The following is a 24,902-nucleotide window of genomic DNA, read 5'->3' as shown; positions in this document are numbered from 1 at the left end:
TTCCAAACCTCTTTTTGCGGTTATATATAACCTATTCCGGTTTATATTCGGCGTTCTTTATTTCTTGTTCAGATTGCTGGGCGGCACGCCGAAATGTTTCGTAAAGCAACGGGTAAAGTACTTAGGGTCGTTGAACCCTACCTCATAGGCTATCTCCGATATATTCATATTCCCTTTACTTTTCAATATCATCTCGCGGGCAATATTTAGCCTGTAGTTGCGGATGAAATTGCCTGCCGACTGGCCTGTGAGTGTCTGCATCTTTTTGTTCAACAGACTCTTACTTACATTCATGGCATTGATAAAGTCATTTACCTCGTATTCAGTATTCTTATAGTTTTCTTTGACTATCTCCAACGCTTTCTTCAGGAACCTTTCGTCGTTAGATTCCTCTGCTATATTCAGGTCGCCGATATTCATATTCATACTGAATTTGCGTTGATACCGTTTGCGGGTGTCCAGCATGTTCTTCACCCTTGTCAGCAGAAGTTCTTCATCGAAAGGTTTTGCAAGAAACTCGTCCACACCTATTTTATAGCTGCTGATCTGAGTTTCCAGCGATGTTTTTGCAGTAAGCATCAAGAACGGAATGTGCGATATAGATAAATCGGCTTTTACCTTTTGCGAAAGTTCGAGCCCATCCATGACAGGCATCATTAGGTCGCTGATAATAAAGTCTATGGAATTGCTTTTTAATACATCCAATGCCTCCGCTCCGTTTTCGGCTTCAGCCACATGATAGTAATCAGATAAAATGGAGGTGATATATTTTCTCATGTCCATATTGTCTTCTACTACGAGTATTGTAGTATCCTGTTTGTTGGTTAGGGGTGATTGTATGTCTTCTTCCTGTTCCGGCTCTTCGGTAGGGTCGGTTTCGACCTTGTTTAACGCGAAATAGTTGGCTATGTCTTCTCTCTTTATCGGTATCAGCAGCCTGAACGAAGCTCCCTGGTTATGGTTGTTCTTCGCATAAATCTTACCTCCGAGAAGGGTTACTATATTTTTGCACAGGTAAAGACCTATTCCTGTTCCGCTTTGGCCGTAGACTGGATATTTATCGTGGTCTTTCGACTGGTAGAAGCGGTTGAAAATACGGTTGAGGTCTTCATCCTTGATGCCAATACCTGAGTCTTGTACACAGATATATAGCTTTTCTTCGTTGGTCTTGTCATCGGTAACCGAGCCTACATACAATCTTACAGTTCCATTGTCGGGCGTAAATTTAATGGCGTTAGACAAAAGGTTGGTTATGAGTTTTCTTACAGCCTCTTCATCGAAAAGGATGTATGGGGACGCGACTCTATAGACCGTCTTTATTATTATACCCCGCTCTTGGGCAAACGATTCGAACGGTATGAGTATCTCGTCTATAGATGCGAGGATATTGCCTGTCGTAAGGTTTATCTTCATATTGTCCGACTCCACTTTCCTGAAGTCCATAAGCTGGTTGACAAGCGATAGCAGGTGCTTCGAGTTTCTGGCCACATATTGCAGTTGTTCTATAACCTTAGGGTTTGTACTTAGCTTTAGGGCCCGTTCTATGGGGCCTATTATAAGGGTGATAGGAGTCCTGAATTCGTGTGTGATATTGGTAAAGAAAGCGATGCGGTCGGTCATGGCCTCCTGCACCTTCTTCGACATGCTTATCAATTGGCGGCGTTGTGCAGAGATTTTTTCGTTTTGGGTGAACAGTACATTGTTCTGCAATTTCAGTTCTATGGCTTGTTCTTCGAGTAGCTTCTTCTGGTTCTCCAATTCGCGGGTGCGTTCTTCTACTTTCCGGTGCAGTATTTCCCTTTGATTTTTCAGCGAGTTTACCCTCCATTTGTAGAATTGCACAGCCAGGATAACCAATAACAGGATAACAAGCCCTATGAACCAACTCGTCTTGTAGAAAAACGGATGCACTGTGATTTCTATTTCGGCAATATCGTTGCTCCAGTCGTAAGACCTCGACATGCACCTTACCTGCAACTTGTAAGTATCGGGGCGCAGGTTTGTGTAACTGATAAAGCGTCGGTTGGCATCGGTTTCTACCCAGTTGTCGTCGAATCCCAACAGGCGGTAAGAGTAAATAACTGTGGAGGGATTGTCGTAATCGAGTGCGGAAAATTCGATGGAAAAAGACTTATCGCTTTCGTGCAGCTCTATACGGTTGGTGTATGATATGTCTTTGTCTATATAATTATTACCGTCGTACCAGATGGTACTGTTTAGTATTTGCAGTTTGGTGAACACCACTTTTTGCTGGTTTGACGAGGTGTACTGATGACTTCCTTTTAGTTCGATAAGCCCGCCCATACTCCCGAAGTACATATTTTTACTTGAGGGCGATTTGTAAAAGGCATTCCAATAAAACTGGTCGTTAGCCAACCCGTCGTTCTTCGTATAGTTCGAAAAACGTCTTGTCATGGGATTATAACACGATATGCCGCGTCCTGTACTTACCCATATTAATCCCTGTTCGTCTTCAAGAATGCCAAATATAGTATTGTTGGCTATACCCTGCGAAGTAGTATAGATTTCGGAGGTATATTTATCTCCGTTCAGTGCCAGTTTGCACATGCCATAACCGTTGCTGCCTATCCAGATGTCTTTGTCTTCAGCTTGGTATATGGAGGTGATGTTCTTAAGGAACCATTTGTTTATCTCCTCGTTGTCTAGTTCGAGGAAGCGGGCAGGGCAGGTGTAATTTGTATGGTCGAATGATTTTATGTCTACCAGGATCAGGCCGGCCGAACAGCCTATCCACAATTGGTTGCGGTCGTCTATTATGCAGCCGAGTGTACCCATTATGTTTTGTGTTATCTCATTGGGTAAGGGTGTCCGAAGGTTTCCGGTTTTTATATCGTAGTAGAGTATATTCCTGTTGGTACATATCCATATACCGTCGTTTACCGGGTCGTATTTCAATATTCCGATATAGTCCAGTCCCGGATTGGTCAGATGTCGTGGTGCGATTACCGGAGACTTTTTGATGTCGAATATACTGATACCTCCTCCCCATGTTCCTATCCACAGGTTACCGTATCTGTCTTCCTCTAGTGTGCTTACAGAGTTGTGACTGAGGAAATTTCCACTTGTTGTGTAATGTATAAACTGTTCGTGGCCTTTGTTCCTCAGGTTCAAGCCTCCTTCCACAGTGCCTACCCAGAGGTTGCCGTTGTGGTCTTCGTATATTGCATTTACGGGATTGGCCGAAAGGCTGTTCTTGTCAAGTGGAATATGCGTGTAATTGCGAACGGCAAGCCTTCTTTTGGTCATCCTGTTTAGCCCGCCTGCTTCTGTGCCTATCCACAGGTTATTGCCATCGGGCAGGATACAGTTTATAAAGTCGTTGTTGAGTGTTTGTTCATTATTGTGATGCGACAGTCGTTCGAAGTTGTCGTTCGATGGATTATATACATTCAATCCCTTCAGGGTGCCTGCTATGAGAGTGCCTTCACCGGTAAAGCACAGGTCGGTCACCATGTGTTGCGATATCGAACAATCGTCTGCCGGATTGTGAGTGTAGTGTTTTATCGACTTGTCCGACAGGTCGTACCTGAATAGCGCATTTTCTGTGCCAAACCAGATGTAGTTTTCCTTTTTCAGTATGGTAGAGATGAATAGTCCGGGCCCCAGCTTCGGTATTTCAGGTATCAGCTGAGGCAGCAGGCTATTGTTTCGGGTGGGTATTATTTTGTATATCGACCCATTGTTGCCTGCCCATATCTCATCGTTTATCTCGCAGAGGGTCGTAAAGAAATGATGCGAAGCATTGTCCTTTGCTGTTTGGGAGATGTTTCGTACCTCTCCGTTGTTGTCGAAATCTATTTTAAATATCCTGTCGTTGGATAGTAGCCAGACAGCACCTTTGCTATCTTTAAAGACAGTATTGATCGACGGGTTTGATAATACTTCTGCCAGATCGTTAACGTGTGACAAACCGCTTTCTTTCAATGTTTCCAGACTGATTATATCTATCCCATTGTTCGAAACTACCCACAGGCGGTTGTAATCATCCTCTATCGACTTCCTTATAAAGTTGCTTTTCAGCGAAACCGGGACGCTGTTGACATTGAAAGTGACAAACCCGTAGCCGTCGTAGCGCGACAATCCCCCTCCTTGTGTCGATACCCAGATAAAGCCGTGGCTGTCTTTAAATATATCGTCGATAAAGTTGCTCGGCAACCCCTGGTCGATAGATATAGCGCTGAATATATATTGGGATGCTACAGGATTGTTTTGTGAAAATGTCGTGCTATTTGATAACAGGCCTGCCAATATACCTAATAATATTATAAGGTTATTTTTCATGACTTAAGGTTTTGGTCTAGTAAAGTTATGAATAATATATCAGAAATGTATTTTTCACACTTAAAAATTGATTTGTCCACCTTAAATGGTCAAATGTCCACCTTAGATTTGGTTGTCCACCTATATATTTGTGATAGGAAAACCTGTAATCAAAAATATAGATTTTTAGGAAATCATAATTTATATACATTACAATAAATTCTAACACTGTGAAAATATTAAAGTATTTACTGCTCTTTATCTTTGTTGTTTCTGATATTCAGGCAACTGTTCAAGACACGATCTTCCGTGCCGAAAGCAATCCTGTTTTCAAATATAAATATACAGCCGACCCTGCGGCGTTAGTCTACAACGATAGGGTATATATCTATGCCGGGCACGATGAGTGTCCGCCTCCTCATCAGCATTACCAACTGAACGAATGGCTTGTCTTTTCGTCCGGCGACATGGTAAGCTGGACAGAGCATGCTGTTCCTTTGCGTGCGAGCGATTTTAAATGGGCTAAGGGCGAAGCGTGGGCATCACAGGTTATCGAAAAAAATAGTAAATTCTATTGGTATGTAACAGTGGAACACGGTACTACTCAAGGCAAATCAATTGGTGTCGCTGTTGCCGATTCGCCAATAGGGCCATTTCGTGATGCCAGAGGGTCGGCTCTGATTACAAACGATATGACCACAGAATATACCGGTATTTCGTGGGACGATATAGACCCTACTGTGTGGATAGACGACGACGGGCAGGCTTATCTCTTCTGGGGAAATACACAATGCTATTATGCCAGACTGAAAGACAATATGATAGAGCTAGACGGCCCGGTGATGCCGGTTCACTTACCCAATTTTACCGAAGCCCCGTGGATACACAAGCGCAATGGGTGGTATTATCTGTCTTATGCCCAGTATTTTCCCGAAAAGATCGGATATTCCATGAGCCGCAGCATACATGGCCCTTGGGAATATAAAGGCATATTGAACGAAATAGCTGGAAACTCGAATACCAATCATCAGGCTATTGTCGAATTTAAGGGACAATGGTATTTTATATATCACAACGGAGCTATACCAACCGAAGGGGGCAGTTTCCGCCGTTCGGTTTGTATCGACAGACTGTACTACAACGACGACGATACCATGAAGAGAGTGCAGATGACATCGGAAGGAATATTTTAATTCAAAATTTGTTATACAATATTTATTTACCATGAGAAGAATTATACTGGCTTATTTATCCTTGTTCGTCTGTATAACGGCATTTTCTCAGCAAAAGGCTGAAGTTGTTGTAAATACGGATAAAGGGAAATATCGAATCAACAAACACATCTACGGGCATTTTTCCGAACACCTCGGACGTTGCATCTACAACGGGCTTTGGGTGGGCGAAAATTCGCAAATGCCCAATGTGAACGGTGTGCGCAAAGATATAATAGACGCCTTGAGGCACATCAAAGTTCCCAACTTGCGTTGGCCTGGAGGATGCTTTGCCGACGAGTATCATTGGATGGATGGTATCGGGCCGAGAGCAGATCGTCCTAAAATGGTTAATACCCACTGGGGTGGCGTAGTAGAAGATAACAGTTTCGGCACACACGAGTTTCTTAACCTTTGCGAAGCGCTGGAAACCGAACCATATATCTGCGGAAATATGGGGAGCGGCAGTGTGGAAGAGATGTCGAAATGGGTCGAATATATTACATTCGATGGCGAAAGCCCGATGTCGAACCTAAGAAAGAAAAACGGACGCGAAAAGCCGTGGAAAGTTAGCCTTTGGGGTGTAGGAAACGAAAACTGGGGTTGCGGAGGTAATATGACCGCCGAAGGCTATGCCGAAAACTACCGTCGCTATGCTACATATTGCCGCAATTATGGCGAAAACCAATTGTATAAAATAGCAGGAGGGCCTAATGTAGACGATTATCACTGGATGGAGATAATGATGAAGAATATCCCGCACCATATGATGCGCGGCGTATCGGTTCACAACTATACATTTACTTACAGTTGGGAAAATAAAGGCAATGCGCTCGGATTCAATGAAGACGAATATTTCTCCCTGCTCGAACATGGTATGAGGATGGACGAGATAGTAACCAAGCATGCTGCTATTATGGATAAGTACGATCCTGAGAAGAAGATAGGGATGATTGTAGACGAGTGGGGTGCGTGGTATAACGTAGAGCCGGGAACCAATCCGGGATTCCTCTTCCAGCAGAATACACTGAGGGATGCCCTTCTTGCCGGGACTATCCTTAATATCTTCCATAAACATTGCGACAGGGTACAAATTGCAAACATTGCGCAGTTGGTGAACGTATTGCAGGCACTATTCCTTACAGAGGGCGACAAAATGTTGCTGACACCTACCTATCATGTATTCGATATGTACAAAGTTCACCACGATGCAACCATGTTGCCGGTAGATGTTATCAGTCCATCGTACAGCCGTTTAGGAAAAGATATTAAGTCTGTTTCTGTTTCTGCGTCGAAAGATGCGAATGGGAAAATCCATGTTTCGTTTGTAAATATCGACCCGAACCAATCGGTGGAACTTACATGCAATATCAAGGATTTGAATAATGGCCGTTTTGTCTCAGGAAATATAATTACAGCACCTCGCACCGATGCTCACAATACTTTCGATAAACCGGATCAGGTAATGTTGAGAGACTTTAAAGATGCTAACCTGAAAAACGGAGTGCTTACAGTTAAAATCCCGGCAAAATCACTTGTCACTGTCGAACTGGACTGAATCTGATATAATGAATTAAAACACTTACTTGCGGTATTATGAAAACTATTTTAAACACCTTGCTTTTGGGGTGTACAGCACTTTTTATGTCTTGTTCGCAGAAACCTTTTGTGCCAGTGCATAGCCAAAATCCGTGGGAGGATGACTATTCGGCTATGTCCGATATGAAGGATTATAAGCAATGGGGAACATATAATGTACACGACCCTTCGTGCCTGCTCGTCGGCGATACATATTATATGTATTCTACCGATGCCATCTTCAGGTTAGACAGCGTTGCTATAAAAAACGGCAACCTTCCTTTCGGCTATATACAGGTTCGTAAATCGAAGGACCTGGTAAACTGGGAATTTGCCGGATGGGCTTTTGATGAAATTCCTGTAGAAGCCAAGCAATGGGTATTGGAACAAAGCGGAGGAGTAGGGGCTAGTAATATCTGGGCTCCATATATCTGCGAATATAAAGGAAAATACAGGCTGTATTATAGTGTCTCTGCTTTTGCCAAGCAAACATCGTACATTGGTCTTGCCGAATCCGATTCTCCCGCAGGGCCGTGGGAACTGAAAGGATGTGTAGTGAAAACAAAAACAGGCGATGAGATGAATGCCATCGACCCCAGCATCGTTACCAATCTCGATAATGGAGAGCAATGGATGCACTATGGATCTTATTTCGGTGGATTGCACTGTGTGCAACTCAATCCCGAGACGGGATTGGCCATGCATGAAGGGGATCAGGGGCATCTGACGGCGCGCCGTTTCAACGGGAAGAAAAATAATATCGAAGCTCCTGAGATTATATACAATCCGGCTTTGAAGCAATATTTCCTTTTTGTATCCTACGATCCTTTGATGACCACCTACAATGTCCGTGTCGGACGTTCAGATAATCCTCAAGGGCCGTTCTTCGACTTCTTTGGCAAAGATATGCGCGAGGAAGAAGACAACTATCCGATACTTACATACCCTTATCAGTTCAAGAACCATGCAGGCTGGGCGGGCACGGCTCATAATTGTGTATTTACGGACAAAGATGGCCAGTTCTTTATGGCTCATCAGGCGCGGCTTCGTCCCGATAATCATATGATGGATCTCCATGTACGCGATATGTATTGGACTGCCGACGGATGGCCTGTAGTTTCTCCTCAGCGGTATGCAGCAGTGCCTCAGCGTCAGATTACAAAAGAAGATCTGGCAGGCGATTGGGAAATTCTCGTAATAAAAGGTGAAGCTCCATCGAGAGACCTCGAAGCAGGACAGATACTATGGGGCGAGAACAAGTTGAAGGAGGATGAAGAGAATAAATCAATTGTAATTACCATAAATAATGATCTTTCCATTTTGGGAGAATTAAAACGAATGTGTAAATTTGACGACATGAATTTGTTGACAATAGCCACTTCCGATACTGCGAGCTACACTGTACGTCTGTTTATGGGACAAGACTGGGAAAACCAAACACAAACTATACTGTTCACAGGACTGAATACCGAAGGACATTCTGTTTGGGGTAAAAAAATAAAATGAAGTTAACCTGAATTTATAACTCATAATTGATAAAACTATGAATATATCTATTACAAAGAGATTTATATCTCGTTGTTGTGCCGTTTTTTTAATGGCCATGATGTTCGTATCCTGCCAGGATATGAACAAATGGGACGATCCGTCGGGTAATCAGAAGGTGCCCAAGCCCGAGCCGCCTAAAGACACATCTGCAAAATTGCTAGCTAAATATACCTTCGAAAATGACCTGGTAAATGAGCAGAATGCTGGCGAGGCAGGGCAGTTAATGGCGCAATCTCAAGGCGTTAAGCCGGTGTTCGAAAATAATACGGAAAGAGGAAGTACCGTTTTGCATCAATATTTCGGGTATCAGAACGACGGGGAAGGCGTGGCATCTATTAGCTATACTCATTTTCCCAATCCATTGAAAGATGCAGAGGACCTCTATGGAGCGTCGGTTTCCCTATGGGTATATCGCAACGATGGAAATGTATGGGATGGAATCTGGTCGTTCCTCGATGACGACAATTCTGACGGTGTTGACGGACGTTTATTCTTTTCCCCTAATACTTACCTGGGCTTTAATGGAACCGGAGGCTGGTTCGACTGTAATAAGTCTGACGCCCTTGTTACTGATGCAATCGCTGTGGGGGAATGGAATATGGTGACTGTGACTATAGATATGGATGGCTTTTCCATTTACGTAAATGGAAAATTAAAGTATAAGGTATCGGCAGAAGGTGAGCTATCGGATACCGGGGCATGGAACTCAGATACAGGAGGTGCCGCCGCCACTTTCGACTATAACAGTGTAGTGAGTGTCATCAAATCTGCAGATCACTTTTATCTGGGATATGGTTCATTCTGGGGGTCTGCCGATCTGCTTATAGATGATTTGTTGATCTATAAAAATTCGTTGACAGCAACAGAAGTTTCGGCCCTATACGATTCTTACTCAGGACTTGTAGCCTATTACAATTTTGAGTCTAATCTCAAAAACCTGATCAATCCTCAACACGAAGGGGTATTGACCAGTCGAGGGACAGGAGCCCAGCCTATATACCAAGCTGATAGTGATAAAGGAAGTACTGTACTCCGCCATTATTTTGGTGCAGTGAATAATGAGAGCTATGCCGAATTTCCTAATCCGCTGAAAGGACAGAATATTCTGGGAGCTACCGTTTCGTTGTGGCTAAACCGTATGGATGGAAATGTATGGGATGGAATCTGGTCGTTCCTCGATCTTGATAATTCTGATGGAATTGACGGGCGTCTATATATGACTCCGAATGCTTATTTGGGATTCAATGGGACAGGAGGATATTTTGATTGCAACTGGCCTGAAACCCCAACGAATGCGATTCCTATGAATGAATGGGCACAACTGACTGTGACAGCCGATATTGATGGCTTCGCCATATATGTCAACGGTGTAAAGAAATATACTCAAAGCAGTTATGCAGCATGGGGTGCAAATGATGGAATTTCTTCTGCCGATTTTAATTTCAACCATGTAATCAACCTGTTAAATTCTGCCGATTATTTCTATTTGGGCTATGGCTCATGGTGGGGATCTTTGGATATTCTGGTTGATGATCTGATGATTTATAATAAGACATTGTCCGAATCACAGGTTAAGGAACTCTATGAATCGAGTAAATAAGGAATCTAATATGAAACATATGAAAAAATACAAATTTCAAAAAAATGCAGCTACAATGAAACATGTGTTGATGCTATCCATGTTTTGTCTGCTGAGTCTGGCAACGTGGGCTCAATCCCAGGTTGTGACAGGTGTCGTAAAAGATGTGACAGGTGAGCCGGTAATCAGTGCCACAGTTCAGATAAAAGGGACTATTACGGCTACCATGACCGATATCGACGGAAAATATTCTATCAATGCTGAGCCGTCTGCTACACTTATTTTTTCTTCTGTAGGATTTATTTCTCAGGAGATACTCGTAGAAAACAAAAAGACAATCAATGTAACATTGCGCGAAACCGCACTCCAGCTCAACGAAGTTGTAGTCGTAGGCTACGGGCAACAAAAGAAAGAAAGTGTGATAGGTGCTATATCTTCCATCAATTCCGACGAATTGTTGAAGTCTGCTTCTCCTAATATTACACAAGCAATGGCCGGAAAAATACCGGGTTTGATTACTAATCAGACTTCTGGTGCTCCCGGTTCCGACGATATGCAGCTATTTATCCGCGGACGTGCCTCTTTTGCCGGCGACAACCAGCCGTTGATAATGGTAGATGGCGTAGAGCGTTCGTTCTCTCAGATTGCGCCCGACGATATCGAGAGTATTTCTGTATTGAAAGATGCTTCGGCAACAGCAGTCTATGGTGTACGCGGGGCAAACGGGGTTATCCTTGTCACCACCAAGCGCGGGCGTGAGCAGAAACCTGTAGTCAGCCTTACTGCAAACTTGCAGTTGCAGACACCTACCTGTAAGGATACTTATCTCGATTCTTACAACTCAGTTACATTGCTCGAAGAGGCTTTGGCCAACGATGGGTTGGCGTCGCAATTCTCGGCACATGATATAGAAATGTATCGCAAATCGAGTCTGGGACAGCTCTCTCCTTTCGAACAACAACTATATCCTAATGTCGACTGGTACGATCAGGTATTGAAGAGTTCTTCGCCGTCGCAACGCTACAATGTTAACATTCAGGGAGGTACAAGGCGGATGTACTACTTTGCCTCTGTCGAATATTACGGACAGAAAGGGTTGTTCAAGAATTTCAACAACTATGGATATAAAAAGAGTTCTAACCTGAGTTTCGACCGTTACTCGTTCCGTGCCAATATGGACTTCCTGCTTACCAAAGACCTGACAGCATCGGTTAATATCGGAACTCGTTTCGAAGAGCGTAAAGGGCCGAATATTATAGAAAGAGACGACTATAACGATGTGTTTTATTTGTTGAACCACACTCCGGGATGGCTTTTCCCTGTAAAGTACGATAATGGGCTATATGGCGGAAATGCACAGAACCAATACAACGTGGTTGCACATCTGGCACAAGGTGGATTCTACCAGACAACAAACAATATCAACGAAACCAACTTTATCGTCAACTATAAGATGGATGCCATCACCAAAGGGCTTTCGGCTAAGGCTATGGTATCTTTCGACTACGAGACCACTTACGACCGTCGCTTCAACGCAGGATATGCTACATACGAATTGATAGACCGTTCGCGCCCCGAATTTGAGGATAGCTATACACGCTACAACGAAGATCAGGAAATTTCCTATGTGGGTAATATCCAGACTACTATCCAAAAATTGTATATGGAGTTTGCGTTGAACTATGCACGTACTTTCGGCAAACACGATGTTACTGCACTGTTCCTTTACAACCAAAACGATTACAGGTACCAGGCAGAACTCGCCAAACGTTATCAGGGAGTCGTTGGGCGTGCTACTTACAACTACGACCGCCGTTATTTCGCAGAGTTCAATGCCGGATACAATGGGTCGGAAAACTTTGCCAAAGGCCGCCGTTTCGGATTTTTCCCGTCATTCTCACTTGGCTGGATGCTTTCTAACGAGAAATTTATGGAAAAGACAAACACGTGGCTCGATGCGCTCAAGCTACGTGCCTCTTATGGTGAGGTTGGTAACGATGCATTTAAAGACGCCAACAACAACGATTTGCGTTTCCTCTACATCCCTTCGTGGACACAGCTCAACCCTGCATATACATTTGGCGATACAAATTCGCAAATGGGTATTTACGAAGGGCGTTATCCAAACTATCTGGTGACATGGGAGCGTGCGCGTAAATATAACCTTGCATTCGAATCGAGTATGCTCAACGGTTTGTTGGCTGTAAACTTCGATTGGTTTCAGGAAAGGCGCAACGATATTCTCACCAGTTATCTGACCAAGCCTTCGTGGATTGGCGTAATCGACTATGCTCCTGCCAACTTAGGAAAAACCAAGAACGGCGGTTTCGAACTTGAAGTAAAGCATCGCAATAAAATAGGTAAGGTCAATTATTTTGTAAATGCAACTTTTGCAAGGGCTAAAAATGAGATCCTTTATAAAGACGAAGCTCCGTTTATGACGGATTACCGCAAGCGCGAGGGGCATGCTATCAACCAATACTTCGGGCTTATCTGCGATGGATTTATTACTCAGGCTGATATAGATGGCGGGCAACTTGCACAGTCATCTTTCGGAAACACACAGGTGGGTGACCTCAAATACCGCGATATGAATGACGACGGATTTATCGACGAGCGCGACGAAACATTTATCGGCTACAGCGATATACCTGAAAATACATATAGCCTTACCCTTGGAGCCGATTATAAAGGATTTGCATTCAGCGTATTGTTTCAAGGTGTGAGCAACGTTTCACGTTACTACGATGCCGAAGCGCAATTTGCCTTTGTAAACGGTGGTAAAGTAAAAGAACATCACTTCCAACGCTGGAATCCGGCAAGGTCGGAAGCCGAAAACCTGGCAAATGCTAAATACCCGTTGCTGCATTACGATAGCTTTGGCAACCACAACCAGCGCACCAGTTCGTTCTTCCTCAAAAACGGTGAATTTCTCCGAATCAAGAATATCGAATTGAGTTATTCCCTGCCGATACAGCTTATCAAGAAGTGGTATATGAGCGAAATGCGTTTTTATGTAAATGCCAATAACCTGGTTACATGGGATAAACTGGATGGGCTGACCGACCCGGAAAGTAACGGATCGAACCGCTATCCGATAATGAAGACATTTAATTTCGGAGTTAACATCAAATTTTAATACTGAAGCAATATGAAAAAATACTTTTTATATACTGTTTTTGTCGCCATTATCTCCGTAGGTCTGTTCACATCCTGTGAAGACGCATTTGGAGATTTCCTCGACAAGCAACCGAGCAACGAGTTGACCGAAGAAGAAGTCTTCGGTAGCTGGAAAAATACCGAAGCATTCTATTATGATATATACAACTTTCTCCGCAATGGCATTAGCCGGATCAACAGCTCGTGGATGGATTCTGCTACAGACCTTGCAGAAACAAGCTATTCGAGAGGGGGTACGCGTACAAGCTTCAATATAGGCAACTATTATGCGTCAGCCGGTGCGCCCGAGCTGACCGATACATGGGGGCATTACTACAGAGCTATACGCAAGTGTAATCTCCTACTTGAGCGTATAGGCGATGTTCCTCTCGACCCAAGCGAAACCCAGGCCGACAGAAACTCTAAAGTAAACCAGATAAAGAACGAAGCGCGTGTGCTGCGTGCCTATTTCTATTGGGAACTGACTCTGCGCTATGGTGCTGTGCCTATTATAGAAAGTTCTCTCGAACCCGAAAAAGATAATCTGGATATCAAACGCCCGGAATCGGTAAAAACCTGTTTCGAATTTATTCTTAACGAATTGAACAATTCTTATGAATATCTGCTGGATGATGTGATCGATGACCCCAAAAATCCAAACAACAACGATGATGCACCACATATTACGGCCGACTTTTTAGGACGTATGACTAAGGGAATCAACCTAGCCTTGACCAGCCGTATAAAGTTATACCTGGCAAGTCCCCGTTATCAGTCGTTGGGATTGGCTACATGGCAGGATGCTGCTGACGCTGCCGATTTGTTTATCAATTATTTCGGACATAAAGGCAAAAGCCGTTATGTATTGTTCACCGATACCGATGCGCCTAAAGCCTATCAGCTGGCCACTAATCGCCGGGCAGTTGACGGAAATTCCGAAGTAATATTCTGGCGCAACGATGCAAAGGGAGACTGGTTCAGGGCCGAAGCACCTATAGGATTTGGAGGACAGGGAGGATTATGCCCTTCGCAAAACTTGATAGACATGTATGATATGGCCGATGGATCTTCGCCTTTCAGCCAGTATGACGAAACCGGTGCGCCGGTATATGCTAATGGAGTGCCGCCGATAAACGCTTCGTCGAACTACGACGACGGCCATCCGTACGAAAACCGAGACCCCCGTTTCTACAAGACAGTATTGTATAATGGTGCTACGTGGTGGAACAGGGCAATAGATGTAACAGAAGGCGGAACCGACAACCCTGTGGGGAATGCAAATGCAACACCTACTGGTTATTACAATCGCAAATATATGGACGATACGCAAACTCACCCAGTAACAGGGGGTGTTATGTACCGCAACTGGATCTTTATCCGTTATGCCGAAATACTGTTGAACTATGCCGAAGCTATGAACGAAGCGAATGGCCCTTCTCCAGAGGTGTTCGAAGCCCTTCAGATGCTTAGGGATAGAGTAGGTATGACTACGCAACTGTCCGCCCGTGCCGACTTGCAGAATAAGGAAAACCTGAAAAAGTTTATCCGTAAAGAACGTACTGTCGAACTGGCTTTTGAAGACCATCGTTCGTGGGATCTTCGCCGGTGGAATGTGGCAAAAGAAGCTCTGGCCCGTCCTATCTATGGTATGACTATAACTAAAAATGGTAATGGATTCAACTTCGAACGGAAAATAGCTCAGGAACGTGTATTCCAGGATAAGATGTACCTGTACCCTATACCGGAAGAAGAAATATGGAAAACCGGTATGGAAAACAATCCAGGCTGGTAACCGACTGATTTAATAACATTAATATTTATGATACTTATGTGTAATTCCATATATAAAATATTCATGAAAACACAACGTGCCTTCCTTTTGGCTCTGTTGCTTACATTAGTCGGTCAACAGGCTTTGGCACAGAATGATACAAGAGTCCTTAGCGGACGGATTGTAAACACGGACGGCATGCCGGTCGAAGGGGCTGTAGTAAATGTGGTGGAAGAAACCCGTATTGCAGTGACAGACAAGAACGGTTACTTCAAACTGAAAAAAGTAAAGCCGTCGGACGACCTTATAGTAACCAAAAAAGGCTACAAAAGCAGCAGCGCTGTAGCTGATTTCGATACCGATTTCGAAGTGGTTATAGAGAAGGAAACCGATGAGTACAAACAGATGATGGCAATGCCTTACCAAAATATTCAGAAGAAATTTGTATTAGGCTCAGCATCTACTACCACAGGTGGCGAGTTGGAAAAACATCCTGTAACGGTTTTGCAAAATGCTTTTGCCGGAAGCGTGACAGGTATTCAGACGTATGAAGCCCGTTCCGAACCGGGATGGTCGGAAACAGACCTTTATATACGTGGCTTACGCACAATGAACGCCGGAGCAAGGAAACCATTGATAATAGTGGATAATGTAGAGCGCGACTTATCTTTCCTCGATGCTTACCCTATCGAGACGGTAACAATATTGAAGGATGCAGCCTCGACGGCTATCTACGGTATGCGCGGAGCCAACGGTGTAGTTTTGGTAACTACCAAGCGAGGCGAAGCAGGCAGAACACGTATTAACTTTACGCAGGAGCTTGGCTTTCAGGCTATCTCAGGCATCCCTACTTCTCAGAATGCATATAACTATGCTCTGACAATGAATCAGGCACGCTACCTCGATGGTATGCAACCTATGTTTTCCGACGAAGATATTGAATATTACCGTCAGGCTGCCAATGGAACTCTCGACCCGTCGCTACGTTACAAATATATATCAACCAACTGGCACGACGAGATATTAAGGTCGACAGCACCACAACACCGTACCAACCTGAATATAAGCGGAGGTAACAATTTTGCACGCTATTTTGTCTCTATGTCTTATCTTCGTCAGGAAGGTATGTACGATTCTAAATGGACTGAATGGAATCCGGGATATTCTACACAACACGTACTAAACAGGTTTAATCTGCGCTCGAATATAGATATTGACGTAACCAAGTTTCTCAATGTATCGTTAGACCTCGGAGGACGGATTGATAATATACGCCAACCATTGGCCTCGACATGGTCTATCTTTACGATGGCTGCCGAAAGCTTGCCTACAAACCCTGTATTTACACCCAACGGATCGTTTTATGTGCCTACCGAGAATATAGATAAGAACCCTGCTGCTTTGATTGCAATGACTGGGGTCGATGTGAACAGGCGCAGAAACCTGTATTCGAATGTGACAGTAACAGGCGATCTCGATTTTGTAACCAAAGGATTGAAAGCTAAATTTACAGCCGGATTCGATGCTTATAATACATTCCGCTATACACAAAGCCAGAATTTCGACGCCTATTGGTACGACCGCAACTCAGGCGATGCAAGCGACCCCAGCTCATACAGGTACGACCGTATGCGTACAGCTACTGCTCTGGCAAACCCTGTCTCAGAGCCTCGCGATATGAATTATAATATCAACCTGATAGGGGCACTTACCTACGATAATGTATTTGCAGGCAAACATGCAGTAAGTGCACAACTGATGATGCGTACGTATAAGAATGTATTGGAAGGTTACCAGTCTTCTAAACGTTATCTGACATACGGTGGTATTGCAAATTATATTTACGATAATCGTTATGCTGTACAGTTTACAGCCTCATATATGGGCTCAGACAACTATGCACCGGGCGAACGTTATGCATTCTTTCCGGGGCTAAGCATCGGATGGATAGCCTCTGAAGAAGATTTTGTGAAGAATAAGGATATAAACTTATTGAAGTTCCGTGCTTCTCTCGGGCGTTCGGGACAAGCCGAAACAGGCATACGCCGTTATCCTTATCAGTTTGAATACCTGCAAGGAGGAGGTTATAATTTTGGTACGTCTCAAAGTTATCTGCAAGGTGTATATGAATCTGCTGCCGGTAGCCGCAATGTGAAGTGGGAATTATCGGATATGCTCAATCTTGGTGTAGATTTTGATTTCTGGAACAAGAAACTCTACGGTCAGATAGATGTATTTAAAGAATGGCGTTCCAATATACTGATATCTCCTGCCGTACCCGATATATTTGGTATGGCCATACCTCAAAACTCGTACGGAAAAGCAGAAACTAAAGGTATAGAAGTTACCTTGGGCCATCATGGCAATCTGGGTAAGTTCAACTACTTTGTAGAAGGAATGCTGACCTATAATACCAATAGGATAACAGAAATGCAAGAATTGGCTCCCGCATACGACTATCAGGCCAAAACCGGGAACAGGATAGGGCAGGCTCAGATATTCATGGTATCTCACCTGGCCAACGACCAAAGCAAGATTGCTACTTCTCATCAGGATGCAATAGACAATCCTGACAAATATCCATACCAGGGAAGTCTAAAACTGGGTAACGCCATCTATATAGATCAGAATGGCGACCGCGTGATAGACAGCTACGATATGGTTCCATACGGTTATGGCGATCCTAATGGCGCTCCTATCCCCGAACTTATCCCATCTATAAAACTGGGACTGGAATGGAAAGGATTCGATGCCCGCGTATTGCTTACCGCTTTCCTTAACCGTACAGTAGCATGTCGCGAAAATATGGACTATGGCTTCGGATGGGGAGGAACAGCAACTCATGAGGTTACCAATACATGGGGATACTATACCGACGATCCTAACGATCCGCGCAATCTGGAAGCAAAATATCCTCGTTTGTCGACCACATTCAGCGCAAACGACAGAAGTTATCCGCGCAACCAAACTTCTATCTGGATTCGCAATGGCAACTTCTTGTCGTTGAGGAATGTGGAAGTTGGTTATTCGTTGCCCGAAAAACTGATAGCCAAACTGAATATGACAAAATGCCGTGTATATTTTAGCGGTTACAACTTGTTTACATGGAGCCATTTCGATAATGGATTCGACCCGGAAAACCCTACAAATTATATATGGGCTTATCCTAAAACAAAATCATTCTCAGTAGGTATTAATATTGGATTCTGATATCTTAAAAAAAGAACAAAATGAAACACATAAATAAATATATTGCATTATGCCTTCTCTGCTTGTTGGGGGTTACGTCCTGCGACTCATTTCTGGACAAAGAATATGATGCATCTTTGCTGGAAAACCAGGTGTTTGAAAACGCAACGTTGACCCGCCAGTTTTTGGCCAATATATATACCAGCCTTCCCGACGGTATTGGTTTGTATCATATTGATAACGTGCAGTTTTATGGCGCTTCGCGGGATTGTATGACCGACAATGCCACCTCATTTTGGAGCGAACATGTTTACCGGAAAATCAACTCCGATAGTTATACCGCCAACGACCATATGCTTCTTGGCTTCTGGGGAACTAATTTTGCAGGTATCCGCAAATGTAACCAGTTTCTCAGAAACATTTCTTCAACAGTTATTCCCAATACCGAAGTTGAAGGTGACGACAATAAGTTATACGATCGTTTTAGGGCAGAGGCCATATTACTTAGGGCATTGTTCCACTTCGAACTGGTAGCCTATTTTGGCGATGCTCCTATTCTCGAAGATATTGTATTCGACCTGGACAATCCGGAAGCTATGAATGTAAGCCGTTCTAATTCGGCCGACGTACTGAAGTGGGTTGCCGACCAGTGCGACCTGATCAAAGACGTAATCCCTTTCCGCTATGTTTCGGAGGGTAATTGGGGCAGGGTCAATGGTGCTACGGCTTACGCCTTGAAGAGCCGCGCACTCCTCTACAGGGCAAGTGCATTGAACAACGAGGAGAATAAGACTGAATGGTGGGCCGATGCCGCCGACGCTGCTAATGAGTTTATTACGAAAAATAAATTGTCGTCGAACCCTTTCAAGCTTTACCCTGATTATCAGAAATGTTTTTATGAAACTCCTTATCAAAACGATGAGATTATCATGTCGCGCTCTATCTGGTACACGAATACGTTGGAAACAAACCTGCTGCCGGAAGGATTTTCGGGTTGTACAGGGCGTACTAACCCTACGCAAAACTTTGTAGACTGTTTCGAGATGGCCGATGGCAAGAAAATCGACGATGCCGGTTCGACCTACGATCCGCAGAATCCTTATGCAAATCGTGACCCGCGCCTCGAAGCTACTATCTTCCATCATGGTTCTGTTTGGGGACGTGCCGACTATAACGAGCAACGGGCTATCGATGTGCATTTCAATAGTGCGAGCGATAAAGGAGCCGACTACAGGGGATCGTTCGGGGGGACATATACAGGTTATTATTTAAAGAAATTTGTCAATCCGGATTTGATAATGCAAGACAAGAAAACTTTTGCGCATTCGTGGATTATCTACCGCTATGCCGAAATATTATTGAATTATGCCGAAGCAAAGAACGAATCGCTCCCTGCACCCGACAATTCGGTTTATGATGCTGTAAACGAGGTACGTATGCGTGCCGGTATGCCAAGCCTGCCTGTGGGATTGGATAAAGACCAGATGCGTAAACGTATCCGTAACGAACGCCGGGTAGAGTTAAGCTTCGAAGATCATCGGTTTTTCGATGTGCGTCGCTGGAGGTTATACGATGGAGTTACATCAGGCAATGAGGCAGCCAAGCCTTATTACGAGCAGCTCATAAATATGTATGGAGTAGAGGTTACTATAGATAATGGCAAGCCTGAATTTACATATGGGACAAACGCTAATCTCGAAGGCCGGGTATTCAATGTGCCTAAAAACTATCTGTTCCCGATACCATATAGCGAAACACAAAAAGCACCAAATCTGGGACAAAATCCGGGATGGTAACCAATAGTTTAAAAGTTAATATGATCCGGCCGCGAAGGGTTTCTATCCGGCCGGAATAAAATAAAAAGAATATGATTGATTGGAAGAATATATTATTAACAGGATGTGCCGTCTTTCTATTGGCAGCCTGTTCCGACGATGATGATAATGGATCGGCCGAGCAGCCTGTAAATCCTCCTGCAGAAACAGAGTATGTTGCACCGTCTTATGCCGACGATTATGGGGCTATTTCGGGCTGGGATAAAAGAGCAGAATGGAATTTGGCAAATGTACACGACCCTAGTGTAGAGAAATGCGGCGACTATTATTATATGTACGGTACCGATGCTTCTTATGGCAATGTACATGCCGGACACGGGCATTTTCCTGTACGTCGTTCAAAAGACTTGGTAAACTGGGAGTTTCACGGTATGGCTATGCAACAAGACAGGCCGTTGTGGGTCAGAGATACTATAAACAGCCTGAGAGCCAAAGCCGGCTTAGAACCACTGATCGACGATCCTAGGCTAAACGGCTTGAATCTGGGTTATTGGGCGCCTGTTGTCCGCAAAATGGGGAATAAATACAGGATGTATTATAGCATTGTTGTCGATCATTATATAAAGACGGGAGTTTCTACTGCCGTCGAACATTCATTCGATAACTCATGGACTGAACACGCCCTTATCGGAATGATGGAATGCGATAACCTTGCAAACAATATATGGCTCGACAAGGGAATGGTAATCCATTCGGCAACCGACAAAGGAACAGACTGGTATCGCGCCAGCCTGAACAGTTGGGGTGATGCCTATTTCAAGTGGAATGCCATAGACCCTTCTGTTATCGTTACGCCCGAGGGCGAGCATTGGATGATATATGGTTCGTGGCATTCGGGCATTGTAGCTGTAAAGCTAAATCCCGAAACCGGAAAACCTGATAAGCTTGAGACGCTTGCCGATTTTGGCACACGTGTAGCCCGTCGCGTCAACAATAGCGCTTACAGGTGGCAGGGGCAAGAAGCTCCGGAAGTTATTTATAATCCCGAAACAGGATATTATTATCTGTTCCTTGCTTACGACGAATTATCCGTGGCATACAATACGCGCGTTTGCCGCTCGAAAAGTATAACCGGTCCTTATGTGGGTTATGACGGGAAAGACATCTCTACTGGCGGCGATTGCTGGCCTATACTCACACATCCGTATAAATTCAACAACCATCCGGGTTGGGTAGGGATTTCGCACTGCTGTGTTTTCCAGAATCCAGATACTAAAGAATGGTATTATAGTTCGCAAGGACGCTTGCCGGCAAATACAAATGGGAATGAATTCAGCAATGCAATTATGATGGGGCATGTGCGCAGCATTAAATGGACAGAAGACGGCTGGCCTGTAGTCATGCCGGAGCGTTATGCGGCTGTTCCTCAGGATGAAATAACCGAAGCAGACCTTGTGGGTTCGTGGGAAAACATCTTCCTTAACTATCAGTTCCAAGTTCAGCAAGCATCTACTATATTGACGCTTTCGGCAGATAAAAAGGCATCGGGTGCTATTACCGGCAATTGGAACTACAATGCCGAAACCAGCACGCTTACAATTGGTTCATACAAACTTATTGTACAACGCGAACTAGATTGGGAGGCCGAACCTCGTGTTCCTACTATCGTATATGCCGGGTTGACCGAAAAAGGAATATCCATCTGGGGTAAAAAAGAGCAATAATACTTTCTACGAGTATTTTTCATTAGCATAATTGAGTTGATATGATCTTCCCTGCATTTTCAAAGAAAGAATGATGCGGGGAATTTCTTTTTATGCTTGTATTTCGATCTTTGGGTATGTTTTAAAACATGTTTTGGCTGGTGTTAACTCATACACTTATTTTATATCTTGCAAGTGTTTTAAATACACTTATTAAGGGGCGAAATTATATTGGATACTAAGAGTCTGTTTAAATTTTATAGCAAATCTTTTTTATAGCTATTTTCAGATGGATTTTACGTGTTTTGCTCGCTGGTTTAGCGGGCTAAACCGAGAGCAAAATATGGGAAATACGCTAAAAAGAGCATAAAAAAGTTGCTAAGAACTATACTAAAGAACCTATAAGAAATATTTTCGCTAAAATTTAAACAGACTCTAAAAAAGATGGAATTAATCTAAACAATAAAAACAATGGTGAAGAATTATTTAAAAATTATGAGTCTGGCTTCGCTGATTGCTTTCGGACAGTCGGCTGTAGCCCAGCAGGTTCACGAATTTAATCTGGACACAAAAAAGGTTGGCGCACCCATACAGTCTACTATGTACGGGCTGTTTTTCGAAGATATAAACTTCGGCGCCGATGGAGGCCTGTATGCAGAATTGGTCAAAAACCGTTCTTTCGATTTTCCTCAAAACCTGATGGGATGGTACACTTTCGGAAAAGTGGAAGTAAGGAAAGACAATTCTCCCTTCGACCGCAACCCCAATTACCTTATCCTTTCCGATCCCGGCCATGCGCACAAACGTACTGGTATCGAGAACGAAGGCTTTCGTGGTATCGGCTTTAAGAAAGATGCTACATATCGCTTCTCGGTATGGGGCAAGAAGGTAAGTGGCGATGGCGACCAAAAAATCAGAGTAGAATTTATCAATTCTAAAAATGATATTATCGGAAGTCAGGAATTGGCAATAAACTCAGCCGACTGGAAAAAATATGAAGTGGTGATGCCGGCAAAGGCTACCGAAGAAAAAGGACGTCTTCGTATATTCTTTACTACAGGCGGGTCTATAGCTGTAGACCATGTTTCACTTTTCCCCACAGATACATATAAGGGGCGTGAAAACGGGTTGAGAAAAGACCTTGCAGAGGCGCTTGCCGATATTCATCCGGGTATTTTCCGTTTTCCGGGCGGATGTATTGTAGAGGGCACAGACCTCGATACCCGCTACGATTGGAAAAAAACAATAGGACCTGTCGAAAACCGTCCGGTGAATGAAAACCGGTGGCATTATACATTCCCTCACCGTTTCTTTCCCGATTATTTCCAAAGCTATGGCTTAGGCTTCTACGAATATTTCCTTTTATCTGAAGATATGGGTGCAGAACCTCTTCCTGTATTGAGTTGCGGCCTGGCTTGCCAGTATCAAAACGAAGGCGAGCATTGCCATGTACCTGTAGGAGAATTGGATTCTTATGTTCAGGATGCCTTGGATCTGATAGAATTTGCGAATGGGCCTGTTACATCAGCATGGGGCAAAGTACGTGCCGATATGGGACACCCTGAGCCTTTCAATCTGAAATATATAGGTATCGGAAACGAGCAATGGGGCAAAGAGTATTCCGAACGTCTCGAACCGTTTGTGAAAGCTATCAGGGCTAAATATCCGGCGATGAAGATTGTCGGAAGTTCGGGGCCTTCGGCCGATGGAAAAGAGTTTGATTACCTATGGCCCGAAATGAAACGCTTAAAAGTGGATCTGGTAGACGAGCATTACTATAAAGAGCCGGACTGGTTCTTGAATAATGCAGCCCGCTATGATAACTACGACCGCAAAGGTCCTGCCGTATTTGCCGGTGAATATGCTTCGCACGATCATCCTACAGGCAAACAGAATAACTTCCTGTCTGCTCTTTCCGAAGCTGCGTTTATGACAGGCTTGGAGCGCAATGCCGATATTGTACATATGTGTACTTATGCGCCATTGTTTGCACATGTAGATGGCTGGCAGTGGAATCCTGATATGATTTGGTTCGATAACCTTCGCATGATGAAAACGCCCAACTACTATGTGCAGCAGATTTATGCGCAAAATAAAGGTACTAATGCTATGAGCCTTGTTTGGACTGCCGATAAGAAAGCTGTTACCGGACAGGAAAGCCTGTATGCTTCTGCGGTTTACGATAAAGACACCAATTGCTATATCGTTAAGGTTGTCAATACATCGGATAAAGCGAAAGATGTGAAAGTGACTTTAGCCGGAGCCAAAAAGAATGCAACGTTCACTCTTGGCGATTGCTTGAAGATGCAAAACAGTGATATGAAAGCAATAAATACACTTGATGCTCCAATGAATATAGTTCCACGGAAGGCTACAGCCGCTATTGAAGGTAATGCATTGGTTGCTAAGACCGAACCTCAGTCTTTCAATATTTATAAGATAAAACTTTAATATAATATCTATTAATAAAGGAATCCAAGTTTATTGCCGATAATGTAATATCTGGATTCCTTTATTCATTATAAACTGATATACTAAAACATAAAGAATCAAAATCTAATGAACACTATCCCCTTATTAAATCGCGGCGCCGACAACATCCGCATTTTATCTGCCTCTATGGTCGAAAAAGCCAACTCCGGACACCCCGGCGGAGCTATGGGCGGCGCCGACTTTATCAACGTCCTTTTCTCCGAGTATTTAGTTTATGACCCCGAAAACCCGCTCTGGGAAGGCCGCGACCGCTTCTTCCTCGATCCCGGGCATATGTCGCCCATGCTTTACTCCACCCTTTGCCTGGCAGGTAAATTCACCCTCGACGACCTCCAGGGCTTCCGCCAGTGGGGCAGCGTAACCCCCGGCCACCCCGAAAGAGACCTCACCCGCGGCATCGAAAACACCTCCGGCCCACTCGGGCAAGGACACACCTTCGCCGTAGGAGCAGCCATAGCAGCCAAGTTCCTCAAACACCGCTTTGGTGACTGCATGAACCAGACTATCTATGCCTTCATCTCCGACGGAGGCATCCAGGAAGAAATATCACAAGGTGCAGGCCGTACAGCCGGCCACCTCGGGCTCGACAACCTGATTATGTTCTACGACTCCAAC

The 24,902-nt window shown here is 44.1% G+C and carries 11 protein-coding genes and 1 pseudogene; 11 read left to right on the top strand and 1 reads right to left on the bottom strand.

The window, feature by feature from the left end; all coding sequences use genetic code 11:
* Nucleotides 1-57: 57 nt before the first annotated feature.
* Entirely contained in the window at nucleotides 58-4,302 is a 4,245-nt protein-coding gene (locus tag D0T57_RS01095; RefSeq protein WP_163270006.1) for a two-component regulator propeller domain-containing protein, read from the bottom strand.
* 215 nt (nucleotides 4,303-4,517) lie between these two features.
* Here D0T57_RS01095 and D0T57_RS01090 point away from each other — a divergent pair, with 215 nt between their 5' ends.
* The 11 genes and pseudogenes from D0T57_RS01090 to D0T57_RS01040 all read left to right on the top strand — a co-directional run.
* A complete protein-coding gene (locus D0T57_RS01090; RefSeq protein ID WP_163270271.1) occupies nucleotides 4,518-5,474 on the top strand; it encodes a glycoside hydrolase family 43 protein in 957 nt (318 codons plus the stop codon).
* A 31-nt stretch (nucleotides 5,475-5,505) separates the two neighbouring features.
* A complete protein-coding gene (locus D0T57_RS01085) occupies nucleotides 5,506-7,050 on the top strand; it encodes an alpha-N-arabinofuranosidase (RefSeq protein ID WP_163270004.1) in 1,545 nt (514 codons plus the stop codon).
* 38 nt (nucleotides 7,051-7,088) lie between these two features.
* On the top strand, nucleotides 7,089-8,576 hold the full coding sequence (locus D0T57_RS01080) for an arabinan endo-1,5-alpha-L-arabinosidase (RefSeq protein ID WP_163270002.1): 1,488 nt from the start codon (nucleotides 7,089-7,091) through the stop codon (nucleotides 8,574-8,576).
* A gap of 37 nt (nucleotides 8,577-8,613) precedes the next feature.
* Nucleotides 8,614-10,218 carry a LamG domain-containing protein gene (locus tag D0T57_RS01075; RefSeq protein ID WP_221412269.1) on the top strand — a complete coding sequence of 535 codons (1,605 nt, stop codon included), beginning with the start codon at nucleotides 8,614-8,616 and terminating at the stop codon, nucleotides 10,216-10,218.
* Nucleotides 10,219-10,273: 55 nt separating this feature from the next.
* On the top strand, nucleotides 10,274-13,336 hold the full coding sequence (locus D0T57_RS01070; protein WP_163270268.1) for a TonB-dependent receptor: 3,063 nt from the start codon (nucleotides 10,274-10,276) through the stop codon (nucleotides 13,334-13,336).
* Nucleotides 13,337-13,348: 12 nt separating this feature from the next.
* Nucleotides 13,349-15,148, top strand: a complete 1,800-nt coding sequence (locus tag D0T57_RS01065; protein ID WP_163269998.1) for a RagB/SusD family nutrient uptake outer membrane protein — start codon at nucleotides 13,349-13,351, stop codon at nucleotides 15,146-15,148.
* A gap of 63 nt (nucleotides 15,149-15,211) precedes the next feature.
* Nucleotides 15,212-18,337 carry a TonB-dependent receptor gene (locus tag D0T57_RS01060; protein WP_255490452.1) on the top strand — a complete coding sequence of 1,042 codons (3,126 nt, stop codon included), beginning with the start codon at nucleotides 15,212-15,214 and terminating at the stop codon, nucleotides 18,335-18,337.
* Between the two features lie 20 nt (nucleotides 18,338-18,357).
* Nucleotides 18,358-20,112, top strand: coding sequence for a RagB/SusD family nutrient uptake outer membrane protein (locus tag D0T57_RS01055; protein ID WP_163269996.1), 1,755 nt, complete (start codon nucleotides 18,358-18,360; stop codon nucleotides 20,110-20,112).
* Between the two features lie 71 nt (nucleotides 20,113-20,183).
* Complete coding sequence (locus D0T57_RS01050) at nucleotides 20,184-21,815, top strand: arabinan endo-1,5-alpha-L-arabinosidase (RefSeq protein ID WP_163269994.1); 1,632 nt, start codon at nucleotides 20,184-20,186, stop codon at nucleotides 21,813-21,815.
* A 450-nt stretch (nucleotides 21,816-22,265) separates the two neighbouring features.
* Nucleotides 22,266-24,245 carry an alpha-L-arabinofuranosidase C-terminal domain-containing protein gene (locus D0T57_RS01045; RefSeq protein WP_255490451.1) on the top strand — a complete coding sequence of 660 codons (1,980 nt, stop codon included), beginning with the start codon at nucleotides 22,266-22,268 and terminating at the stop codon, nucleotides 24,243-24,245.
* A 108-nt stretch (nucleotides 24,246-24,353) separates the two neighbouring features.
* Nucleotides 24,354-24,902, top strand: a pseudogene (locus D0T57_RS01040) (transketolase); the annotation flags it as partial.

Source organism: Dysgonomonas sp. 511 (assembly GCF_010501105.1).
Classification (GTDB): Bacteria; Bacteroidota; Bacteroidia; order Bacteroidales; family Dysgonomonadaceae; genus Dysgonomonas.
The sequence above is the reverse complement of the archived record's forward strand: the minus strand, read 5'-3'. Positions and strand labels throughout refer to the sequence as shown.